The 22,756-nt window shown below is 47.6% G+C and carries 23 protein-coding genes; 11 read left to right on the top strand and 12 right to left on the bottom strand.

Annotation, left to right across the window (positions count from 1 at the left end; genetic code table 11):
* Positions 1-32 precede the first annotated feature (32 nt).
* Entirely contained in the window at positions 33-356 is a 324-nt protein-coding gene (trxA, locus tag C504_RS0112645) for a thioredoxin (RefSeq protein ID WP_018689720.1), read from the top strand.
* A gap of 59 nt (positions 357-415) precedes the next feature.
* Here the strand turns inward: trxA and C504_RS0112640 are convergent, their stop codons facing one another.
* The 9 genes from C504_RS0112640 to C504_RS0112600 all read right to left on the bottom strand — a co-directional run bounded on the left by C504_RS0112640 (position 416) and on the right by C504_RS0112600 (position 8,952).
* Entirely contained in the window at positions 416-1,696 is a 1,281-nt protein-coding gene (locus C504_RS0112640) for a bifunctional folylpolyglutamate synthase/dihydrofolate synthase (protein WP_026317467.1), read from the bottom strand.
* 99 nt (positions 1,697-1,795) lie between these two features.
* On the bottom strand, positions 1,796-2,749 hold the full coding sequence (accD, locus tag C504_RS17875; protein WP_018689718.1) for an acetyl-CoA carboxylase, carboxyltransferase subunit beta: 954 nt from the start codon (positions 2,747-2,749) through the stop codon (positions 1,796-1,798).
* Positions 2,750-2,810: 61 nt separating this feature from the next.
* The gene (gene trpA, locus C504_RS0112630) at positions 2,811-3,650 is read right to left on the bottom strand and encodes a tryptophan synthase subunit alpha (RefSeq protein ID WP_018689717.1); all 840 of its coding nucleotides are present in this window, start codon (positions 3,648-3,650) and stop codon (positions 2,811-2,813) included.
* On the bottom strand, positions 3,651-4,871 hold the full coding sequence (trpB, locus tag C504_RS0112625; protein WP_018689716.1) for a tryptophan synthase subunit beta: 1,221 nt from the start codon (positions 4,869-4,871) through the stop codon (positions 3,651-3,653).
* The gene (locus C504_RS0112620) at positions 4,864-5,523 is read right to left on the bottom strand and encodes a phosphoribosylanthranilate isomerase (RefSeq protein WP_018689715.1); all 660 of its coding nucleotides are present in this window, start codon (positions 5,521-5,523) and stop codon (positions 4,864-4,866) included. The genes trpB and C504_RS0112620 overlap by 8 nt, the downstream gene beginning before the upstream one ends.
* Before the next feature lie 103 nt (positions 5,524-5,626).
* Positions 5,627-6,373 carry a M48 family metallopeptidase gene (locus C504_RS0112615; protein ID WP_018689714.1) on the bottom strand — a complete coding sequence of 249 codons (747 nt, stop codon included), beginning with the start codon at positions 6,371-6,373 and terminating at the stop codon, positions 5,627-5,629.
* A gap of 113 nt (positions 6,374-6,486) precedes the next feature.
* On the bottom strand, positions 6,487-6,918 hold the full coding sequence (locus tag C504_RS0112610; protein WP_018689713.1) for a DUF2852 domain-containing protein: 432 nt from the start codon (positions 6,916-6,918) through the stop codon (positions 6,487-6,489).
* A 123-nt stretch (positions 6,919-7,041) separates the two neighbouring features.
* Positions 7,042-8,187, bottom strand: coding sequence for a benzoate/H(+) symporter BenE family transporter (locus C504_RS0112605; protein WP_018689712.1), 1,146 nt, complete (start codon positions 8,185-8,187; stop codon positions 7,042-7,044).
* Positions 8,188-8,952 carry an alpha/beta hydrolase gene (locus tag C504_RS0112600; RefSeq protein ID WP_018689711.1) on the bottom strand — a complete coding sequence of 255 codons (765 nt, stop codon included), beginning with the start codon at positions 8,950-8,952 and terminating at the stop codon, positions 8,188-8,190.
* A 188-nt stretch (positions 8,953-9,140) separates the two neighbouring features.
* Here C504_RS0112600 and infC point away from each other — a divergent pair, with 188 nt between their 5' ends.
* The 6 genes from infC (at position 9,141) to pheT (ending at position 14,850) form a co-directional block, all read left to right on the top strand.
* A complete protein-coding gene (gene infC, locus C504_RS0112595; protein ID WP_035266785.1) occupies positions 9,141-9,677 on the top strand; it encodes a translation initiation factor IF-3 in 537 nt (178 codons plus the stop codon).
* Positions 9,678-10,059: 382 nt separating this feature from the next.
* Complete coding sequence (gene rpmI / locus C504_RS0112590) at positions 10,060-10,260, top strand: 50S ribosomal protein L35 (RefSeq protein WP_026317464.1); 201 nt, start codon at positions 10,060-10,062, stop codon at positions 10,258-10,260.
* A 51-nt stretch (positions 10,261-10,311) separates the two neighbouring features.
* A complete protein-coding gene (gene rplT / locus C504_RS0112585) occupies positions 10,312-10,713 on the top strand; it encodes a 50S ribosomal protein L20 (protein WP_018689708.1) in 402 nt (133 codons plus the stop codon).
* A gap of 126 nt (positions 10,714-10,839) precedes the next feature.
* Positions 10,840-11,922 carry a phenylalanine--tRNA ligase subunit alpha gene (pheS, locus tag C504_RS0112580; protein ID WP_035266788.1) on the top strand — a complete coding sequence of 361 codons (1,083 nt, stop codon included), beginning with the start codon at positions 10,840-10,842 and terminating at the stop codon, positions 11,920-11,922.
* Positions 11,922-12,440 (top strand): hypothetical protein, encoded by a 519-nt coding sequence (locus tag C504_RS0112575; protein ID WP_018689706.1) that lies wholly within the window; start codon positions 11,922-11,924, stop codon positions 12,438-12,440. The genes pheS and C504_RS0112575 overlap by 1 nt, the downstream gene beginning before the upstream one ends.
* 4 nt (positions 12,441-12,444) lie before the next feature.
* A complete protein-coding gene (pheT, locus tag C504_RS0112570) occupies positions 12,445-14,850 on the top strand; it encodes a phenylalanine--tRNA ligase subunit beta (protein WP_018689705.1) in 2,406 nt (801 codons plus the stop codon).
* Here the strand turns inward: pheT and C504_RS17870 are convergent.
* Positions 14,847-15,491, bottom strand: a complete 645-nt coding sequence (locus C504_RS17870; protein ID WP_018689704.1) for a cell wall hydrolase — start codon at positions 15,489-15,491, stop codon at positions 14,847-14,849. The genes pheT and C504_RS17870 overlap by 4 nt on opposite strands.
* A 251-nt stretch (positions 15,492-15,742) precedes the next feature.
* Between C504_RS17870 and C504_RS0112560 the strand changes: the two genes are divergently transcribed.
* Positions 15,743-17,122: a nicotinate phosphoribosyltransferase gene (locus tag C504_RS0112560; RefSeq protein ID WP_018689703.1), complete on the top strand. Its 1,380-nt coding sequence runs from the start codon at positions 15,743-15,745 to the stop codon at positions 17,120-17,122.
* A gap of 51 nt (positions 17,123-17,173) precedes the next feature.
* On the top strand, positions 17,174-18,160 hold the full coding sequence (locus C504_RS0112555; protein WP_018689702.1) for a Gfo/Idh/MocA family protein: 987 nt from the start codon (positions 17,174-17,176) through the stop codon (positions 18,158-18,160).
* Here C504_RS0112555 and C504_RS0112550 read toward each other — a convergent pair.
* Together C504_RS0112550 and C504_RS0112545 are read right to left on the bottom strand one after the other, a co-directional pair.
* Positions 18,157-18,561 carry a GtrA family protein gene (locus C504_RS0112550; RefSeq protein WP_018689701.1) on the bottom strand — a complete coding sequence of 135 codons (405 nt, stop codon included), beginning with the start codon at positions 18,559-18,561 and terminating at the stop codon, positions 18,157-18,159. The genes C504_RS0112555 and C504_RS0112550 overlap by 4 nt on opposite strands.
* A gap of 43 nt (positions 18,562-18,604) precedes the next feature.
* The gene (locus C504_RS0112545) at positions 18,605-19,627 is read right to left on the bottom strand and encodes a glycosyltransferase (RefSeq protein ID WP_041951750.1); all 1,023 of its coding nucleotides are present in this window, start codon (positions 19,625-19,627) and stop codon (positions 18,605-18,607) included.
* Positions 19,628-19,792: 165 nt separating this feature from the next.
* On the opposite strand from C504_RS0112545, the gene C504_RS0112540 reads away from it, so the two are divergent.
* Both C504_RS0112540 and mepA read left to right on the top strand, forming a co-directional pair.
* On the top strand, positions 19,793-21,601 hold the full coding sequence (locus C504_RS0112540) for a hypothetical protein (RefSeq protein ID WP_018689699.1): 1,809 nt from the start codon (positions 19,793-19,795) through the stop codon (positions 21,599-21,601).
* Positions 21,602-21,676: 75 nt separating this feature from the next.
* Positions 21,677-22,738, top strand: a complete 1,062-nt coding sequence (gene mepA, locus C504_RS0112535) for a penicillin-insensitive murein endopeptidase (protein ID WP_245555200.1) — start codon at positions 21,677-21,679, stop codon at positions 22,736-22,738.
* The last annotated feature ends 18 nt before the right edge of the window (positions 22,739-22,756 follow it).

Below are 22,756 nucleotides of genomic sequence, written 5' to 3'. Positions count from 1 at the left end.
TTGCAGACCAAGAATCAACTCGGAGAAAATCCATGGCGACTGTTAAATCTGATACTGCAAGCTTTCAGAACGATGTTTTAAACGCTGACGTTCCTGTTGTAGTAGACTTCTGGGCCGAATGGTGCGGACCTTGTAAGATGATCGCACCAGCGCTGGAAGAAATTTCGGCAGAAATGGACGGTCAGGTGAAGATCGTCAAAGTAAACATTGATGAAAATCCTGAAATTGCAGCGCAATATGGCGTTCGCTCTATTCCAACGCTTTACATGTTTAAAGGCGGCGAAATTGCCGACCAAATGATTGGCGCGTCACCAAAAGGCAAATTGTCCGACTGGATTAAAGGCGCAACAGCCTAATCCATAACGATGTGAATGAATGAAAACCGGCGCTGAGAAGTGCCGGTTTTTTGCTGTGATCATACAGGCGGCGTTAGATTGTCGCGTAAAACATCGCCAGCTAAGTACAATGACCCGCAAATCAATATGCGCGGTGAAGGCTCAGACGGGGCCAATTGTGCAGTCAATTTATTGATCGCATCACTAACGCTGGCTGTAACTTCTGCCGTTAAGCCAGCTTCGGTCGCTTGCTGCGCTAAAAAGACAGGATCAACCCCTGCTTCGCTGGATGGTACAGGCACCGTGAAGACGTGGCGCACGAGGCCATTAAAGGCTTTGAAGTAACCAACGGCATCTTTCGTATTGATCATGCCGCAGATCATATAAATCGGTCGTTCGCTCGCCTCTTCACGAGCCGCTAAATATTCAGCACATGCGATACCGGCATCAGGGTTATGTCCCCCATCTAACCAGAACTCTGCATTCTTGGGGCCAAGCTCTGTAAGCGGGCCGCTGGTTAAAGCTTGCATACGTGCTGGCCATGAAACGCTGAGCATTGCCGCTTCAATTTCACTGTCTGAAGGGTCAAAACCTGCAGCACACACTGCCATTATTGCAGCGGCTGCATTGGCATGTTGATGACGCCCTGGCAAAGCAGGAAGCGGTAAGTCAGACAGTCCCACATCGCTTTGAAAAACAAGCCGTCCATGTTCCTCATAAGCATGAAAATCCTGTCCGTAAATTTTAACGGGCGCATTGAGTTTATACGCCATATCTTCAAGGGTTTCACGCGCTCCTGCATTCGGCTGCGCGCCGATGATCAGCGGAATATCTTTTTTGATAATACCGCCCTTTTCAGTGGCGATTTTTTCAATCGTATCACCAAGATAGGCAATATGATCGAGCCCAATTGGCATGATAACGGTTGCTGCAGGTTGCTCGATTATATTGGTCGCATCGGCGCGCCCGCCAAGGCCAACTTCGACAATCGCCACATCGGCCGGATGTTCAGAAAACAGCACGAACATAACAGCCGTGAGAATTTCAAAAACGGTAATGTGTTCGCCATTATTTGCATGGGCTACACGTTTGATAGCATCAGCAAGTGTCTCATCGTCAACAAGTGTGCCGGCTAAGCGATAGCGCTCATGCCAATGAACAAGATGCGGTGACGTATGCACATGAACTGATTTTCCATGCGCTTCCAAAATCGCGCGGCAAAAAGCTGCGCAAGAACCTTTGCCATTGGTGCCAGCAATATGAATGACTGGCGGCAGCTTTTCATGCGGATTGCCCAAACGCTCCATTAGCCGTTTGATCCGTCCCAAAGACAGATCAAAGCCTTTGGGATGAAGGCTCATGAGTTTGTCTATCTCATCAGCCGCATGATTGCTGTGTGCAATGTGCCCTGAGCGCTCTTCAAAATCCGATGTCATACCAGAAGCACCCTTGTTGCGATGTTAGCTATTGGCAGGTTTTTCTTTTTCGTTGCTTGAGGCTGAAGCATCAGTACCGTTCGGCAATTCGGCTTGTTCTTCAACCGGTGCTTCAGAAGCCGCAGGCAAAGGCACTTTAGTTAAAAGGCGCAAGAGGCGTGCAATTGTCGGGCGTAGCTCCTGACGCGGCACAACCATATCTACCATGCCGTGCTCCAACAGATATTCGGCACGTTGGAAGCCTTCTGGCAATTTTTCGCGAATGGTCTGTTCGATCACACGCGCACCAGCAAAACCGATGACAGAGCCCGGTTCAGCAATATGAACATCGCCCAGCATTGCATAGGATGCAGAAACACCGCCGGTAGTTGGGTTTGTCAAAACAACGATATAAGGCAGGCCTGCTTCTTTTAGCATTTCAACCGCTACCGTCGTGCGCGGCAGTTGCATCAAAGATAAAATACCTTCCTGCATACGTGCGCCGCCAGAGGCCGCAAACAAGATCAGCGGGCAGTTCTTCTCGATCGCTGTTTCAAAGCCTTTGATAATCGCATCGCCAGCAGCCATGCCGAGCGATCCGCCCATAAAGGTAAAGTCGTGAAGGGTGGTTACCACCTCCATGCCTTCTAGCTTGCCGCTGGCATTGATGATGGAATCTTCGAGATCAGTTTTCGCTTTGTTTTCCTTCAAACGGTCAACATAACGCTTCTGGTCTCTAAATTTCAGCGGGTCTTGGACCACTTGCGGATTAGCGATAATGTCAAAAACACCATCATCATAAAAATGCTTGATGCGTGCTTTGGCTGAAATTTTCATGTGATAGCCGGAATTGGGAATCACAAACTGGTTTTCTTCCACATCGCGGTGAAACACCATTTCTCCGGTCTCTGGACATTTGATCCAAAGGTTTTCCGGTGAATCGCGCCGACCCAACATGTCATTTAGGCGGGGCCGCACATAGTTTGTGATCCAGTTCATGGACTATCTCTCTTCAGTTCAGGCACATATTTGATACGACTAGATGCCGTATGTGGCTTTTTTATTCAGCAGCTTCAAGGCGCGCAGATGCACAACCTTGCGCCAAGCCTCGTACAAGTGTTGCAACGGCATCGACAGTATCTTTTGTCGCTTCGCCATTTTTATCCAACGTGTTTTCTACCGCTTTGATAATGGCTGTGCCAACAACAACGCCGTCTGCATCGCGGCCAATGACACGCGCTTGCTCGGCTGTCTTAACGCCAAAGCCAACACAGACCGGCAAAGGTGTATGTCTTTTAATCCGTGCGACCGCATCACCAACCGCTTGTGTTGAGGTGATTGCACCGCCGGTAATGCCGTTCATTGAGACATAATAAACAAAGCCGGAAGTGTTTTCTAAAACCTTTGGCAGACGCTTATCGTCAGTGGTTGGCGTGGCCAGCCGAATAAAGCTAATGCCGCTAGCAAGCGCAGGAAGGCAAAGCTCCTCATCCATTTCAGGTGGCAGATCAACAATGATCAAGCCGTCGATACCAGCTGCTTTTGCATCATTCAAAAACCGTTCAACGCCGTAAACATAGATTGGATTATAATAGCCCATCAAAACGATTGGCGTGTCCTGGTTTCCATCGCGGAATTTACGCGCCAAGGTAATTGTCTTGGTTAGGTTTTGCCCGCCCTTTAGAGCGCGCAAACCAGCGGCCTGAATGGCAGGACCATCAGCCATTGGATCAGAAAATGGCATGCCGAGTTCAATTATATCCGAGCCTGCCTTTGGCAATGATTTCATGATTGCCAGCGAGATTTCAAAGTCCGGATCGCCGCCCATGAAATAAGTCACGAGCGCTGGACGGTTTTCGTCTTTTAGACGGCTAAATAAAGTATCGAAACGATTTGACATTTATAGCTCCACACCCAGCGCTTTGCTGACAGTAAACACATCTTTGTCACCGCGCCCGCAAAGGTTCATGACAATAATCTGATCTTTGCGCATTTTTGGTGCGCGTTTAATAATCTCAGCCAGAGCGTGACTTGGTTCTAGCGCAGGAATAATGCCTTCAACCTTACAAAGAAGCTGGAATGCTTCCAAAGCTTCCATATCCATAATTGGCACATAATTCACGCGGCCAGAATCTTTGAGCCATGAATGTTCTGGGCCGATACCCGGATAATCAAGTCCTGCTGATATCGAATGACCTTCATCAATTTGGCCATCAGAGTTTTGCAATAAATATGTCCGGTTGCCATGAAGAACACCCGGCGAACCTGCTGACAAGGATGCACAATGTTCGTCGCCATCAAGCCCTTTGCCGCCTGCTTCAACGCCGACAATTTCAACGTCTTTATCATCCAAGAACGGATGGAAAAGTCCGATAGCGTTCGAGCCGCCACCAACGGCCGCACAGATCATATCCGGCAAACGGCCCTCAAGCTCCAAGATTTGCTCACGCGCTTCATTGCCAATCACGGATTGGAATTCACGGACCATTTCTGGATAAGGGTGCGGACCAGCGGCTGTGCCAATCAGATAGTAAGTTGATTCAACATTCGTTACCCAGTCACGCAGCGCTTCATTCATGGCATCTTTAAGCGTGCCATTGCCAGCGGTGACGCCAGTAATTTCTGCGCCAAGTAATTTCATGCGGAAAACATTGGGCGCTTGGCGCTCAATATCTTTTGCACCCATATAAACATGGCAAGGAAAGCCAAAACGTGCAGCCACAGTGGCTGATGCAACGCCGTGTTGCCCTGCGCCTGTTTCAGCAATGATGCGCTTCTTGCCCATGCGTTTTGCGAGCAAAATCTGACCAAGACAATTGTTGATTTTGTGCGAACCAGTGTGATTAAGCTCATCGCGCTTGAAATAGATTTTGGCGCCGCCAAGGTGCTCGGTCAAACGTTCGGCAAAATACATCGGCGATGGACGGCCAGTATAATGCTTGTTTAAATGTGCAAGCTCTGCCTGAAATTCAGGGTCTGTTTTTGCCTTTTCCCATTCTTCGTCCAACTCAAGAATGAGCGGCATCAAAGTTTCGGCGACAAAACGACCGCCAAAAATGCCGAACATACCCTGATCATCAGGGCCGGTGCGGAATGAATTGGGCTCCACTGGCTTAGTCATTGGTCTCTCTCTTTTTCGCGTTTGCGACTGCCTCGAAAAACGATGCAATTAATTTCGTACTCTTCACGCCGGGCTCACTTTCAACACCAGAAGATATATCAAGGCCTGACGGTTTGGCATTCGCAATGGCATCACTGACATTACTTGCATTTAAACCACCCGAAAGCATGTAATCAACCGATGGGTCAAGTCCCTCAAGCAGCGTCCAGTCAAAGCTGACGCCGTTACCGCCTGGTAGCTCGGAGTTTTTAGGTGCTTTGGCATCAAACAAAAACCTGTCTGCGATGCCATTATAAATATCAATTTTGTCTAAATCATCACGGGCCGAAATCGCAAAGGCCTTCATAACGGGTAAACCGTAACGCGCTTTTACCTGAGCCACCCGTTCAGGGCTTTCTGATCCGTGTAGCTGCAAAATATCAGGCTTCATCGTGGCGACAATTTCATCAAGATATGCATCATCTGCATTTACCGTAACGGCGACAGATTTCAGGCCTTGAGCTTGCGCACGAGCGCCAAGTTTAGCAGCCGTATCGACCGCAACATGGCGCGGGCTTTTTGGAAAAAAAATAAAGCCGACATGCGTTGCACCGCCTGCAATAACTGCATCGGTGGCTTCAATTGTAGAAAGGCCGCAGATCTTAATATCCATTGTTACCGGATATAGCGGAGTGTAGCCAGAGTCGAGGGGCTTTTAAGTCTACGCCAGCAAAAGTGTATCGTTATGAAGATTTTAGAGAAATGCAGGGCGGTTTTTAAAACTCGATTGCCTGTAATTTATTGCCATTGCGCTTGAGCCAAGACTTACATTTGTCCGTATCGGGGCAAAGCGAAGTACATAAGGCCCAAAAGCGTGCCGAATGGTTCATTTCCTTAAGGTGAGCGACTTCATGCGCTACGAGATAATTTATCACTTTTGGCGGGGCCATCATAATGCGCCAAGAAAATGAAAGCTTGCCATCTGATGTGCACGAGCCCCAACGGCTGGTCGTGTCACGAAAGGTGATGGATTTAGCCTTTCGCCCAACAATATTGGTGTGATGGGCAACCAGCGCTTCAATTTCGCGCTTTGCTTCTTTTTTTAAAAAGTCCGACACACGGCGCGCGACAAATTTTTCATCGCCAAACACAATCAATTGCGGTCCTTCGGTTTCATGCTCCACGATATGCGTCACACCGCGCCCGTCTTTGCGCACAATCTGATGGTTGACGCCTTGAATGGGGATTTTGATACCTGCGCGCACTTTGGGTTGGTCAGGCACCAAATCCAGTTTTGAGATCAACCAACCGCGATTTCTTTCCAGAAATGCGTCAATCTCACGGGCAGGAAGCCTTGGCGGTATCGTGAGTTTTAAACCGCGTCCACCAGGTGCGATGCGCAGCGTTAAACGTTTGGCGCGATTATTCTCAGAAATAGTAAGCGGCAAAGAACGGCCTGCGACTTCAAACGCACGCTTTTCGACGGTTGGCTTCGCTTGCCGATTTCTCAATAATTTCAACATGCCGTTAAATTAGCTGATTCTTTGAATTTGCATCTAAAAAAAGCGCCGAACCATGAACAGGCTCGGCGCTTGCTGAAGAGAGCGTAAGGGGGAGGGAACGCTCTTGCACTCAGTTAGTCTTCGTCTTGAATACGCGGCACAGTTTTATCTTTTTTCTGCGACGCCTTAGCGCTGTCACGTTTGGCCATGAAGCGATCAAACTCTTCTTGGTCTTTCGCACGGCGCAATTCGCGTGAATAATCATCAAATTCAGCGCGCATTTCATCAAGCTTCATGCGCTCTTCGTGAAGGCGCGCAAGCTCAGCATCTCGCCAATCGTCAAATGCAACATTGCCGGTGCGAGCCGCACCTGTTTTGTTGCGAAATTGTGCCGCAAAATTATCAGTGCTTTTGTTAATATCGCGTTTGAAAGTGTCCAAACGCTCTCCGTATATAATGTAGGCAAGCATCGCTAAACCGAGCGGCCAAAACACCATAAAACCAAGGACCATCAATGCGATTGTCGCAGGTGTCCATGCTGGGCGAATAAGTGCTGACTGTGTCATAAATCATCCCTCAAAAAAGTGGCAGCATCAATTGCCGCCTTGACTTTGAAATGGGAATTTGAGTTCCATAATTCAAGAAACTTTGATGAAAAATCGTAATTCAAAACGCAGAATTAAGTGATTTCAACGCTTTAAACGAAGCATAAAATAAGCAAATAAACCGGCGACAAGCCCCCAAAAGGCAGCACCCACACCAACAAATGAAATACCCGATGCGGTAACAGCAAAGGTTGTCATGGCCGCAATGCGCTCATTGTCCTGGCTCATCGCAATAATAAGTGCGTTGGTGAGCGGTGCTAATAAGGCAAGACCTGTTGCCAGCATGGTAAGTGCGACTGGCATAATAGCGATGAGAGCAACCAGCGATGCACCGAATAAAGCAATGAGGAAGTAACAGGCAAAATACCAGATACCCACCTGCCAGCGCTTTGCAGGATCAGGATGACTCTCCTCACCAGTGCAAATGGCTGCTGTAATGGCAGAAAGGTTTGTTGTGCTGGCACCAAAAGGTGCGCTGAGAATTGATACTAGCCCTGTTAATGCGATTGGCTCGCCAACCGGCGGGTTATATCCACTGGCTCGAAGCACAGCTAAGCCGGGTAAGTTTTGCGATGCCATCGTGACCAAATAAAGCGGCAAAGCCAAACCAAAAAACGCAGGAATTGTGAAGGAAGGCATAATCAACTCAACAGTTGAAAGCTCTATATCGAATGAGCCCGTTGTTTGCCCTGAATAAAAAGACCATCCAATGCCAGCAGCCAAAACAGCAACAACAGCAAGTGATGGGTTCCACGTTCGAATAACAAAAAACAATATAGCAAGCGGCAGCACGAGCTCTGCACTTAAATTGGCCGCGCGGGCACCTTGCAGTACAAAGGGTAACATGACTCCAGCTAACATTCCCGCTGAAAGTCCCGATGGAATGCTCTCAACGAGCTTGGAAATCGGCCTAAAAAGACCGGTTATAAGCAGCATAACACCTGTTATGATAAAGGCACCTACACCTTGATAAATATCAAATCCGGTCGTTGCGCCCACAAGTGCAAGGCCAGCGGCTGACCAAGCGGTGACAATTGGCATTTTATAACGCCAGCTTAAAAACAATGATTCCAGCGCAATCGCCAAACTAATCGCTGTTACCCAGCTCGCTGTCTGTGAAGGTGTTGCATCTAAAGCAGTGGCGGCCGCAAGCACAAGCGCAACAGTGCCGCCGAACCCGATAATAGAGGCAACAACGGCTGCGGAAAAAGATGAGAATCTGAGCTGCACTTACATACCTATCTGTAAAATCATGTCGTCGAGCACACGTTTCATCAGCGCGATATCTTCTGTGCGTGAAAGCCTGTGATCGCCGTCTGGAACATATGTTATAGAAGCGTCGTCTTTTGACATAAGTTCATACAGCCGCTGAGCATGTTGCCAAGGCACATCAGGGTCTTGTTTGCCTTGAATAATGTGAACAGGGCAATGTGTATCAATCGAACGGCCCATCACACGGTTTGCGCGGCCGTCGTCAAAGAGTTCTTTGGTAAAGATATTCGGATCAGGGCCATAAGGCGTTGGTTCTTCGTAATAACCTTTTGTATTCAAATCGCTTTTTTGTGCATCAGTTAGTTGAGGCTCCATCAATTCCAAAGTAAAATCAGGCGCTGGCGCAAGGAGCAAAAGACCAGCAACACGGCTAGATTGGTCTGTTTTTGCCAGTTCTTCTATCATGCGCAGTGCAATCCATGCGCCCATGGATGATCCGACAAGGATTTGTGGGCCGGAAGTCAGTTGCTCAAAGACGCTAAGCGATTGTTGAAGCCATTTTGAAATCGTGCCTTCAACAAACGAGCCGCCAGATTTGCCATGTCCGGAATAATCGTGCCGCGTGCAAGAAAGCCCGTGCTCTTTTGCATAGGCTTCCAATTCTACCGCCTTGGTGCCTTCCATATCCGAGCGATAGCCGCCAAGCCACATAAGGCCGGGCGAGCGTTGGCCAGCGCTGTGATTTGTCGCAATTTCAGTGTTATCAACGAGGATAGTCTTCATATCTGCAGGCACCTTTTAATGTGCGTATAAATGATTAAGTAACGAAATGAAGCTGTAACAAGACCAATACATCATTTGAAGGTGATTTTTGTATTGAGCTGTGTTATGCAACCTTCTCTTGACTAGCGTATTTATGCAGTTAGAGACGTTTAAACATTCCGACAAATTTGTCCAAGGAGACTACGACCATTCGCCGTCCATTCAGAGCTCAGCCCTCCCAGAAACAAGGCCCAACCGCGAACGAAGATATTCAAGCACCAGATGTGCAGCTTATTGATGTTGAAGGTGAAAATGTAGGCATTACGCCTACAGAGACCGCGCGAAATATGGCATCAGAAGCAGGCTTAGACCTCGTTCTTATCTCACCAAATGCAAAACCTCCGGTTGCCAAAATTCTTGATCTTGGCAAGTTGAAATATGAGCAGCAAAAGAAAGCCAATGCTGCACGTAAAAAGCAAAAAACCGTTGAAGTTAAAGAAGTAAAAATGCGTCCGAACATCGACACGCATGATTATGAAGTGAAAATGAAATCTGTTCACCGCTTCTTTGAAGCTGGCGATAAGGTTAAGGTAACATTGCGCTTCCGTGGACGTGAAATGGCCCACCAACAGCTTGGCATGGAGCTTTTAAAGCGCGTCAAGGAAGAAGTGGCAGACATTTCCAAGGTTGAAGCTGAACCTAAGCTCGAAGGTCGCCAAATGATGATGGTGTTAGCACCGCGTTAATTCTGGCAATTTAGTATAGCTTATTCGATATCACCCCGGCCTTTTGGTCGGGGTTTTTCGTTGAAGCGCCCTGCAACTGTGAAGCTGCGTTGTTTACCCAGCACTAAAGCTTTTCGACGCTGACATTTAAGGCTATTGAGGCGTTGTGTAGCCGTAAATCAGATTAAATCAGGCATGCATCCTTTAAATGCGCAGATTCATGTAGAATCGACCTCCCTAGAGGTTGCAAATACCGCGCTTTGAGTCTATCTAGCGCCGTCCCGAACAGTCCGGCAGGGCATGCCGTGTCTGTTCACGAACGCTAAAATCTCACATTTCGATTTCATCGTCGAAGGCTTTTTTTATTAAAAGCATCTGTGAGCAACATATAATGGAGAGCAAAATGCCCAAGATGAAGACGAAAGCTTCAGTAAAGAAGCGTTTCAAAATGACAGCATCTGGCAAAATCAAATGCGGCCAGGCTGGTAAGCGTCACATGATGATCCGCCGTTCGAACAAGTTCATCCGCAATGCACGCGGCATGGCTGTTATCTCCGAGCCGGATACAAAGATCATCAAGAAAATGGCCCCTTACGGCCTTTAACCGCTTTGGCTTTGAAGGTTTCAAAGCAGTTCATTTTGAAGGAATAAAATAATGGCACGTGTAAAACGCGGCGTTACATCTCACGCAAAACACAAAAAAGTAATCAAAGCCGCTAAAGGCTTTATGGGCAGCCGCAAAAATACGATCCGTATTGCTAAGCAGGCTGTTGAGAAGGCCGATCAGTACGCTTACCGCGACCGTAAAGTTCGCAAACGTAATTTCCGTTCGCTCTGGATCCAGCGTATTAACGCTGCTGCGCGCGAACATGGTCTAACATATGGCCGCTTCATCGATGGCTTGGCAAAAGCTGGCATCGAGCTTGACCGTAAAGTGATGTCTGACATGGCGATCCATGAGCCAGAAGCATTTGCGAAACTCGTTGAGCAATCAAAAGCTAAACTTAGCTATTTGAAAGACACAACACCAAACGCTTTTGAAAGCGCTGTTCGCTAAGCCGACGCGCTCTCAATAAATTGGAATTGAGAACCCGCGCTGGCTGGACCAGACGCGGGTTTTTGTTTTTTTGCCTCAAGATAGACCTAACTGCCGAATTCGCTGGGAAATAACATGACTGACACCATGCAAGACATTGAAAAGCTCGAAGCGAGCTTAATTGCTGATATTACGGGCGCTGCCGACGAAGACGCGATTGAAGCGGTACGCGTGAGTGCGATTGGCAAAAAAGGCTCCGTCTCTGATTTGATGAAGTCACTTGGCAAAATGAGTGCTGATGAGCGTCAAATTATGGGCCCAGCGCTCAACGGATTAAAAGTCCGCATTACCGACGCGATTAATGCGCGAAAATCTGTTCTGAAAACAGAAGCGATCAATGCGCGTCTTGCGACTGAAAAGGTCGATGTCACTTTGCCCGTGCGCCCTTCTCCGGCGCAAGCAGGACGCATCCATCCGATTACGCAGGTAACTGATGAAATCACGGCGATTTTCGCTGATATGGGTTTTTCCGTTGCTGAAGGTCCAGACATTGAAACAGACTATTATAACTTCACGGCATTGAACTTCCCAGAAGGTCATCCAGCACGTGAAATGCACGATACTTTCTTCTTCCCGCCAGACGATAAGGGCGAGCGTAAAGTTCTGCGCACGCACACATCGCCGGTTCAAATCCACACGATGGAAACGCAAGAACCACCGATTCGCATCATCATTCCGGGCAAAACATACCGTCAGGATAGCGATCCAACCCACACGCCGATGTTCCATCAGCTCGAAGGTTTGGTCGTTGATAAGTCGGCTAACTTGGCAAATTTGAAATGGACATTGGAAGAGTTCTGCAAAACCTTCTTTGAAGTGCCATCGCTGAATATGCGTTTCCGCCCTTCTTACTTCCCGTTCACAGAACCAAGCCTTGAGGTGGATATCCAGTGCGATCGCTCAAAGCCGGGCGAGGTGCGCTTTGGCGAAGGTGATGACTGGATGGAAATTTTAGGCTGCGGCATGGTCAATCCGAATGTGTTGCGCGCTGGCGGTCTTGATCCAGATATCTATCAAGGTTTTGCTTGGGGCATCGGCATCGACCGTATTGCAATGCTGAAATATGGCATGCCGGATTTACGGGCTTTCTTTGACGCTGATGTGCGTTGGATGGAACATTATGGCTTCCGCCCGCTCGACATGCCGACATTATTCGCTGGATTAAGCTAATGTCTAACTATTCCGATGCTGCTTTATTGACGGGTAATTTTGCGCATATGGTTGCCGAATTAAAAGCCGGCAAGCGCAAGGCGCCTTCACCCGATGAATGGCAGAAGACGGCTTGTGATAATGAGGCCGAACAGGCAGCCCAATCGGTTGCAAAGCAAATATTTGAACTGCAGTCGTCGATCGATAAAGAAAAAGAGCAGCTTGAAATTGTCACCATAAGCGCTGCTGGTCCTATGCTGGTCATGGGTCTTTTTGCTGGCGAAGGTGATGTCATGCGCGTTGAGGGCTTGTTGCTCTCATCCAAGCAGCCGGTTGCCTTGGTTATTCACGCTAGCCAATTGGCGTTGACGATTACGAAGAGAAGCACGGCTGACGCAAAGCCGGAAGAAGATGCAACGCAGATCGGGTTTGTCATTTTTGATCAGCTTGAAAAACGCGCGAAAGCCAAACCAGAAGTTGCACCAAAGAAGAAACCTGCGGCGAAAGCCAAAACGAACAGAACAAAGCGAAAGACCTGAGATCATGAAATTCACACTCTCTTGGCTCAAAGACCATTTGGAAACCGATGCGACACTTGAGGAAATTGTTGAACGTTTGACATCGCTCGGCCTCGAAGTTGAGGAGGTTGATGACAAGTCACAGTTCGCCCCATTTACAATCGCCAAAGTTCTGACAGCGGAAAAGCATCCTGATGCTGATAAGCTGCGGGTTCTTTCTGTCGATATTGGTGATGGAAAACCTGTGCAAGTTGTGTGCGGTGCGCCCAATGCGCGTGCCGGAATGATCGGTGCCTTTGCGGGCCCTGGCACCTATGTGCCAGGTATTGATACGACATTATCCGTCGGAAATATTCGCGGCGTTGATAGCTTCGGCATGATGTGTTCAGAGCGCGAACTTGAAATGTCCGATAGCCATGACGGCATCATTGATCTTGCAGATGATGCACCAATCGGTACAAGCTTTGCGAGCTATGCGAAGCTGGATGATCCGGTGATTGATATTGGCCTGACGCCTAACCGCCCTGATTGTACGGGTGTATATGGTATTGCACGTGATCTTGCAGCTTCCGGCATGGGCAAGTTGAAAGATGGTTCAGTTGAACACATTAATGGCGAAGGCGACTGTCCCGTCACGCTAAAAATTAATAACCCTGAGCTTTGCCCCGGCTTTGCATTGCGCTTGGTGAAGGGCGTTAAAAATGGCCCATCGCCAAAATGGTTGCAGCAACGCCTCATCGCGATAGGTTTGCGCCCGATCAATGCATTGGTTGATATTACGAACTACATTACATTTGATCGTGGCCGCCCGCTGCATGTTTTTGATGCCGCAAAAGTCACGGGCGATCTTGTGGTGCGTCTTGCGAATGATGGAGAAAAAATCCTCGGTCTTGATGGCAAAGAATATGCCTTAAGCCCCGATAATTTGATTATTGCAGATGACAAAGGCCCAGAATCAATTGCGGGCATTATGGGCGGTGAAGAATCTGGCTGTGATGAAAACACTGTCGATGTTCTGATTGAATCTGCGCTGTGGAATGAAATCAATATTGCAAAAACGGGCCGCGCGCTTGGTATCATTACCGATGCCCGCTACCGCTTTGAGCGCGGTGTTGATCCTGAATTCATGGTTGGTGGCGTTGAGTTGGCAACGAAACTTGTGACCGAAATTTGTGGCGGTACGCCGAGCAAAACTCAAATCACTGGGTACAAAGATTATACGGCTAAGGAAATCACTTTCCCATTTTCCGAAGTTGAGCGTCTGATTGGAATTCCGGTAGACGCTGCACGGTCAGTGGAAATTTTGGAAAGCCTTGGCTTCGGTGTGAAGGAGAATGGCGATAGCGCCTTGGTGACTGTGCCATCTTGGCGTCCAGACATTGATGGTAAAGCTGATCTCGTTGAAGAAGTTATGCGGGTTTACGGTGTTAACAATATTGAACCGCAGCCATTGCCACAACTGAACCATGTTGGCGGCAAAATTCTAACAACACTGCAAACGCGCACCCGTCAGGCAAAACGTGCTTTAGCATCACGCGGTATGCTGGAGGCGGTCAATTGGTCGTTCATTTCTGAAGATCAGGCCAAAGCTTTTGGCGGTGGCAATGAAATGCTCAAACTGACGAACCCTATCTCGGCAGATATGAGCGACATGCGTCCGAGCTTGCTGCCCGGTTTGATTGTTGCAGCTGGCCGTAATGCAGCCCGCGGTATCGGTGATGTGGCAATTTTTGAAGTGTCCGGCATTTATGAAAACGATACGGAAAAAGGCCAGCGCCGCGTAGCGTCAGGTATTCGCAAAGGTACAGCAGGCCTTTCAGGTTCAGGACGCGACTGGGCTGGCAACAGTCAAACGGTTGGTGTCTTTGACGCAAAAGCTGATGCTTTTGCTGCGCTAGAAGCCTGTGGTTTGGCGACAGCTAATTTGCAAATCTTTGCTGAGGCACCGGATTTTTATCACCCTGGCAGGTCTGGTGTGATTAAACTCGGCCCGAAAGTAGTGCTGGGTCATTTTGGTGAATTCCATCCGAATGTTTTGGATTTGCTGGATGTTAAAGGCCCGATTTGCGGTTTTGAAATCTATATTGATGCGCTGCCAGAACCGAAGAAAAAAGCCACAAAAACAAAACCAGCGATGGTGCTTTCATCCTTCCAGATGTTAACGCGCGACTTTGCTTTTGTTGTCGATAGCGATGTAACTGCAGCCTTGATTTTGCGTGCCGCGCAAGGTGCCGATAAGCAGTTGATTGCTGGCGTTAAAGTCTTTGACTTATTTGAAGGTGCGTCCTTGGGCGAAGGCAAAAAGTCTGTTGCGCTAGAAGTTACAATTCAACCGACCGACAGAACGCTAACGGATGAAGATCTGGACGCGCTGCATACTAAAATCGTTGCGAATGTTGAAAAAACAACAGGCGGGAAGCTCAGAGCTTAGCTGGCTATTGATTTAGCCACACGCTCTGACCGATAAAAGATATGACGGCCGATTGTTTTGATCGGCCGTAATTTTTTACCCCATGACGGTGATACAGCTGTCGTATGATAATGTGTAATTTGTGATTTTTCTGTCTGTGCAGGATCTCTGAAATTTGGTGTAAGCCCTTCGGCATAAATACCATATTTCACAGCGCCTTGAGCCATAATTAGCGCAGCTTCATAAGCATCACTTTCTTGTGGCGTGTCATCAACACGGTCGCATGCAAAAGAAAATTGGCACCGATTTCTCATATGCGCATTTTCATAAACCACACCGCACACTGAATCCGGATAAGCTTCGCTCTTGACCCGGTTCAAGATCACCTGCGCCACCGCTTTTTGCCCATTTAACTTCTCGCCGCGTGCTTCATGATAAAGTGCATTCGCCATGCATATGGTCTCTAAACCTTGGCCTGTGCGCGTGACGATCTCTTCAGGCAACTTTATGGCGTCTTGTGCGTTTCCTGCTATGAGATGGGCTATTGTTGCAACCGGATAAATTTGAATTGTGAGGTTTGCCGCGTGCACTTGTCCGCCCATATGAGTGGAAAAGATAGCAAGCAGTACCGCTCGCGAAAAGGCGCGGGAAGTGATTTTCATAACGCTCGTCTTTTCTAAGATAATTTAAATAAGCGTCGCATTTGCTTCAAAAATACGGCCCATCAAGGGAGCGCAAGTGGCGATAGTAAGAGTATTTCGTGATAGATTGTGGCAGAGCGCTTGTTTCTAAGTGGCGAGAAGTCTTTTGTCTGATGCGTCGCTATTGACGACAGCGCGTCAATCTCGCATCCATTTGGTGCTGATCTTTTCGATACAAAGTTTTCACCTTAAGAGATGGTCTTGAGAAAATTATGAACCTCATTTTGAACACCGACAGCTATAAATACTCGCATTTTGCGCAATATCCGCCCGAAACGGACGCGATATCAGCTTACATTGAGGCGCGGCGCGGCGGTCAATATGAGCAGACGATTTTCTTCGGGTTACAAATGTATCTCAAAGAATATCTCTCAAAGCGTGTTTCCATGGATGACGTGGATGAGGCCGATGAAATCATTACGGCGCACGGATTGCCTTTTCACCGCGAAGGTTGGGAAAAGATCGTCACAGAGCATGATGGTTATTTGCCAATTATGATCGAGGCTTTGCCGGAAGGCATGGTCGTGCCTGTTGGCACACCGCTTGTACAAATACGCAATACACATTCTGATTTCTTCTGGTTGCCAACATTCTTGGAAACATCTTTGCTGCGTGCTGTCTGGTATCCGACAACCGTTGCAACCCTGTCGTGGAATGTCCGCCAAATGATCACCGAGGCGCTAGAGAAAACCTGCGACACGCCGGACGAGATTTTACCCTTTAGATTGCATGATTTTGGTGCGCGTGGCGCAACATCATTTGAGCAGGCAGGGCTGGGCGGCGTTGCGCATTTGGTGTCTTTTATGGGGACAGATACAGTCAGCGGCTTGGTTGCAGCACGCAAATATTACTCCGAACCCATGGCCGGATTTTCAATTCCGGCTGCGGAACATTCAACCATGACGTCGTGGGGCGAAGAACGCGAAACCGAAGCTTATAAAAACATGCTTGATCAGTTCGGCGGCGATGGAAAACTGGTTGCAGTCGTCTCCGATAGCTATGATCTATTCCGCGCTGTTCGTAAAATTTGGGGCGGGGAACTTAAAGAACAAGTTGAAACAATGGGCGGTACATTGGTTGTTCGCCCTGATTCAGGCGATGCAACGCGCGTACCCATTGATACGATTGAAATGCTTGGCGAAATCTTTGGCTACTCGCTTAATGATAAGGGCTTTAAAGTTTTGGCTCCCTGCGTGCGGGTTATTCAAGGCGATGGTATTTCACCGAAAACGATCCGTATATTGCTGGATGCAATGATCGAGCGCGGGTGGTCAGCTGAAAATCTTGCCTTTGGCATGGGGGCAGGCCTCTTGCAAAAAGTGAACCGCGATACGTTGCGTTTTGCGATGAAAGCCAATGCGCGCTTGGATAGTGATGGCAACTGGCATGGCATCAACAAAGATCCAAAAACCGACCCGGGTAAAGCTTCCAAACGATATCGCCAGGCTGTGATTGCACACGATGGCGTACCATCCGCTGTACCGCTTAAAGATATTGGCGATAGCCAAAACCTGCTACAACCAGTTTGGGAAAATGGAAAACTTCTCAAAGATTGGACGCTGACTGAAATTCGAAAACGCGCAAATGGATAAGCGCAACGATTTCAGCTTGGCGCCGTAAATAGAGATTAAAAGGAAAATCGCATGTTCAACTGGGGAATTTTATCGACAGCGAAAATCGCACAAGAACAATTGATACCCGCGATCATGCAGTCCGAACTTGGCAATGTGGCGGCTATTGCCAGCCGTGATTTGGCGCGCGCGCAAAGCGTAGCAGAGCGCTTTGGCGTTCCCCATGCTTTTGGTTCCTATGAGGAAATGCTGGCAAGTGACAAAGTGGACGGTATCTATATTCCGCTACCAACGTCGCAGCATATTGAATGGTCGATTAAAGCGGCGAAGGCGGGAAAACACGTTCTTTGCGAAAAGCCGATCTCGCTCAATGCTGAGAAAATCAAAGAGCTGGTCAGCGTTCAGCAAGAAACCGGCGTGCTCATCGCCGAGGCCTTTATGGTCTATTATCATCCACAATGGCTGAAAGTTCAGTCGCTGATCGCTGAAGGCGCAATTGGCACGTTGAAGCACGTGCAGGGCTCATTTACCTATTTTAATCGTGATAGCAATAATATGCGTAACAAGCCTGAACTTGGCGGCGGCGCATTGCCTGACATTGGTGTTTATCCAACGATTGTAACCCGCATGGTGACAGGACAAGAACCGCGTTCTGTTTTGGCGAAAGTTGAGCGCGACCCTGATTTTGGCACCGATATCTATTCAACGATGGACGTCAGTTTTTCGGGTTTTGACATGTCTTTTTATGTCTCGACCCAAATGGCGCTTCGCCAAAATATGGTGTTTCACGGCGATGAAGGTTTTATCGAAGTGCACACACCATTTAATGCCGGGCTCTATGGCTTTGATGAGGTGACTTTGCATAACCAAAATCATTCGGAGGTTCAGTCGTTTCGCTTTGGCGGCCTCAATCAATATACGCTTCAGGTTGATAATTTCGTGCGCAAATCGCAGGGCGAAGATGTACGGATTTTCGATCTTCAAAATTCGATCAATAATCAGAAGCTTATTGATGCAATTTTCAAATCAGGTGAAAGCGGCGACCGCGAAGCAGTTTAATTTTTGCGGTTAAATACGAAGCGTGAATATCCAAAATAGGAAAATATGGCGACAATGATGACACCGATGAATGTCGCCAAAAATGGCGAAAAGCCGGGTATTAGAAATAAAAGCGCAACATAGATGAGATAGTTGAGCAATGCGCCAACAGCACCAACGGAAGCATAGCGGATAAATTCTTCACGCAAACTGCGTTCGCTTTGACCAAAGGTGAATGTGCGGTTGATGAAGAAGTTGGAAATCATCGCGCAAAGGATAGACATGATACGCGCAATAATTGGGCCCATTGGCGTTAGGTGCAAGAGCAAAAACAAAACGCCAATGTCGATCACAAAGCCGCTGCCACCGGCAACAGCGAAGGCAAATATTTTACCAGCTTTGGATTTAGCTACCAATTGCATGATTAAGCGGTCTCTTCACAAACAGATGAATGAGTTTCGTTTATTACGCATCTTCAGAAATATCAATTGAAGGCGCTTTAAAGCTAGGAAGTTCGCACGTTTTACGTTTCACGCGCCGCCCGCGATCAGGCCGCATTTCACCGCGATGAGGCGTTTGATTAAGATAGACCATGCGTTTGTTTTCAGCGCGACCAGCCGCAACAGAGTTAAGCACAAGTCCAGTCATAAGCGATAATGTAGATAAAAGCAAAAGACCGATAGAGCCGACCCAAGTCGGCATTTTAGTAACAAGACCAGTTGTGAAATATTCTGCTAATGGCGCGATCATTGAGACAAGACTCATGCATAAAAGACCGACACTGATCAGGCCAAAGAAACGTAAAGGCTGTGTCGCTTTCATGAGGCGAGCGAACATGAATAAAATTTTTGCGCCGTCTTTAAAAGTTGAAAGTTTGGAGTCTGACCCTTCGGGGCGACGACCATAATCAAGTTCAATTTCCGCAATAGGTAGTTTTAATTGACCTGCATGAACCGACATTTCTGTTTCAATTTCAAAACCACCTGAAACCGCTGGAAAGCTTTTTACGTAACGTCGTGTAAATGCACGATAGCCAGACAATATATCGGAGAAATCATTGCCGAAAATTGTTTGATATATTTTGTTGAACAGCACATTGCCAAAAGCATGGCCAGCACGCCCAGCATCATCTTTAACACCTGCACGAGTGCCAACGACCATGTCAGCGCGCTCTGATATCAGCGTATTAATCAGCTCTGAAGCTTCTTCGGGCATATAGGTGCCATCGCCATCTGCCATGACATATATATCTGCATCAATATCGGCAAACATGCGTCGCACAACATGGCCTTTGCCTTGTCTGCGTTCAGGAACTACAACAGCGCCTGCAAGCCGCGCACGGATAGCCGTTTCGTCGCTTGAATTATTGTCATAAACATAAACTGTCACATCAGGCAGCGTTTCTTTGAAGCGCTTTACAACGTCCGCAATTGTTGCACCTTCATTGTAACAGGGCAATAAGATTGCGATTTCATATGCCGCCCACATATTGATAGGCTCATTTGGTAAAAAATCGTTCTTACGCTTTTTCATCATATTCTCAATATTACTCATCGCGGAGATTACCGCCCCTCTTTACCTTTTCTTGATCTGGTTAAGTTTAGGTTGCGGAAAGATGAAAAAACTAAGTATTTAAGCGGATAGGCTATAAATATGCAAAATAATGCCACGACATGCGATCATCAAACAATTCTACTCAAACAATCAGCGGTTAATGCACTCATAGCGGTTGTTGTTGTTTATATGCTGGTTCTTGTGAGCGGAAATGATACCGATGGCATTAAAAATTCCGATGACATTATGCGATTGGTCGCTTTACGCGATTTTGCATCAGGGCAAAGTTGGTTTGACCCTATTCAATATAGACTTGGTCTTGATGGCGGAACGCTTATGCATTGGTCGCGTTTGGTAGATGGACCATTGTGGGCAATTTATTCAATAGCAGCTATGTTCACTAATACTGGTACTGCAGAAGAAATTACTCTTTTTCTATGGCCGGCAATTACTCTGTTTTTTGCTATTTTTGCCCTAAATATCGCATGTGTTCGTATGGGTAATGTACTTGCACAAGTGCCTGTCACGTTATTTGGTGCGGCTGCCTTTATGACTTCCGGTATTTTTGGTCCAACGGCAATTGACCACCATAATATACAGGTGGCGCTTTGCATGCTGCTTGTTGCAATGCTTGTGCCCTGCCGTGTTCAAATCACAGCCCATGCTTTGGCGGGAGCGGTTGCCGTTTTGATGTTGGCCGTTGGTATGGAAACACTGCCTTATGTAACGATTGCGGGCATATGGGTGACAGCAGCTTTTCTCACGGGCATCATTAACCCACGATCTGCTTTTGCGTTTGGTCTATCACTTAGTTTATCGGCCCTTTTTGTTTTTGCCATAACTATAGAGCCAAAAGATTACGGCGCTGTTTATTGCGATGCTTATTCGGTGTTCCATATAGGTATGTGCAGTGTTGGCGGTTTTGTATTGGCTTTGGCTGCTCGCTTTGCGACTAAAATGAAGACACGCCTCATTGTACTTGCATTAGGTGGTGCGTTTGCTGCCATCTTATTGATGGCGGCATTTCCGCAATGCTTGTCCAACCCGCTTTCTGGCCTTGATCCGAAACTTAAAACATTTTGGTTGGATGGTGTTATCGAAACGCGGTCATTTTTTGATCTTTGGTCTACTGATCCATACCAATTGTTTGGTGTCTTCGGATTGGCAATTATGGGTTTGTTCATATCGATTGGAATCGTGAGCAAAACAGATGACCATAATATGCGTTATTTTGCGATAATGTCTTTAATGTTAATCGGCACAGCAATAGCCGTTACGTTTTGGCAACAGCGAGGAATGTTGTTCGCATCTGCGTTCGCAGTCTTGCCGCTCGCATTTGTTTTCACTGCGCTACGCACACAATATCACGCAACCAATAGCGTAACCGATTTGTTGAAAATGATCGGCATGGGTATTCTATCTCTTAATGTATTTTGGTGGATTGCAGGTGCGCAGGCCTCATCATTTTTTACCGGCCATCAAACCCTTCAGCAGCAGGCAAGTAGTGTTTCTGCAAGTGATTACTGTTTTTCAGATGGTGTGTTTGCACCGCTTGCCAAAGAACCAAAGGGTGTTGTGCTTGGTGCCACTGATATAGGTGCGAATATTTTGAAGCTAACCTATCACCGTGCGCTGGCAGGACCGTATCATCGCAATACGGATGGAAACCTATTGATGATAGAGGCTATGCTTGCAAAGCCTGACGCAGCTTATTCGATGTTAAAAAAAGCAGGGGTTACATTAATTGCTGACTGTATAAACAGCGCTGATGCTCAGGATTTCAAACGAGCTAAACCAGATGGCTTACAGGCACAATTACACCAAGGTAACGTTCCTACTTGGCTCGAAATCATTCCTGAAACGATAGACACGCCATTGGTTGTTTATCGCTTCAAGCAGGAACTGTGACTTTCATGTCATTGACGTTAGGTGGTTTCAAGGTAGCCTTGTCACAACTGATTTGCCGATGATTTGGATTCAAATATGACAATATGTTTTGCAAATATACATAGCTTAACAAAACGAATGGTTTCATTGGCGTGCCTAACGGGTCTGGCTTTAACGCTCAACAGCCCGATGGCAGAAGCACAAACAGCGGCCAAAGAAATATTTGGTCGAACGCCCCTCCCATCGGTTAATCCCGCTGAAGTGCATGGGTTTTATTCCAAAGGCTGTATATCCGGCGCTGTCGCCATGCCGACTGACGGTCCAACGTGGCAGGCAATGCGTTTGGAGCGCAACCGGCGCTGGGGGCACCCAAATTTGATTGCGCTGGTTCAAAAGTTATCACGTGATGCGGTATCAGACGGTTGGCCGGGTTTGTTGGTTGGCGATATTTCACAGCCACGCGGCGGGCCTATGCTTACAGGCCATGCCTCACATCAGGTAGGCTTAGATGCTGATATTTGGCTGACGAAGATGCCGAATCGGAAGCTAACGCGGCAAGAACGCCGTGATACGAGCGCCATATCAGTATTGAAAAAAGACACGCTTTATGTGGACCCAAACATTTGGACGCCTGAACATGGCAAGTTGATTGCACGAGCAGCGCGCTTTGATGAAGTGGAGCGTCTTTTTGTGCATCCAGGCATTAAAAAGGCGATGTGCGAAACCTATGGCGGCTCGCCGCAAAATGCTTCATGGCTGGGAAAAGTGCGCCCTTATTACGGGCACCATTACCATTTTCATATTCGAATGAAATGTCCGCAGGGTTCAACCGAATGCCGCAAGCAAAATGCGGTTCCTGCAGGTTCAGGCTGTGATGCTTCTCTTGATTGGTGGTTTACCAAAGAGCCTTGGACGCCTAAGCCACCCAAGAAAGGCGAAAAATCGGTTAAAAAGCGCGTCGTAACGCTCTCTGATCTTCCAAATAGCTGTTCTGCTGTTTTGCGTGAGCCGCAACCAGCCAACGAGCAATTGGTAACATTTGATGCCAGTTATGACCCTACTGCGGCACTAGCGTCAGCAAGTCCATCGTCTGCACCAGCGGCGAAAAGTGCTGGAATTGGGTTCGATTGGCCAATTCCAGGCTCTCGTCCTTATTAAATTGACTGTCATGCAGCT

It is taken from the genome of Ahrensia kielensis DSM 5890, from assembly GCF_000374465.1.
Taxonomy (GTDB): Bacteria; Pseudomonadota; Alphaproteobacteria; order Rhizobiales; family Rhizobiaceae; genus Ahrensia; species Ahrensia kielensis.
Note: the sequence above shows the minus strand (reverse complement) of the source record. Positions and strands in the feature narration are given on the sequence as shown.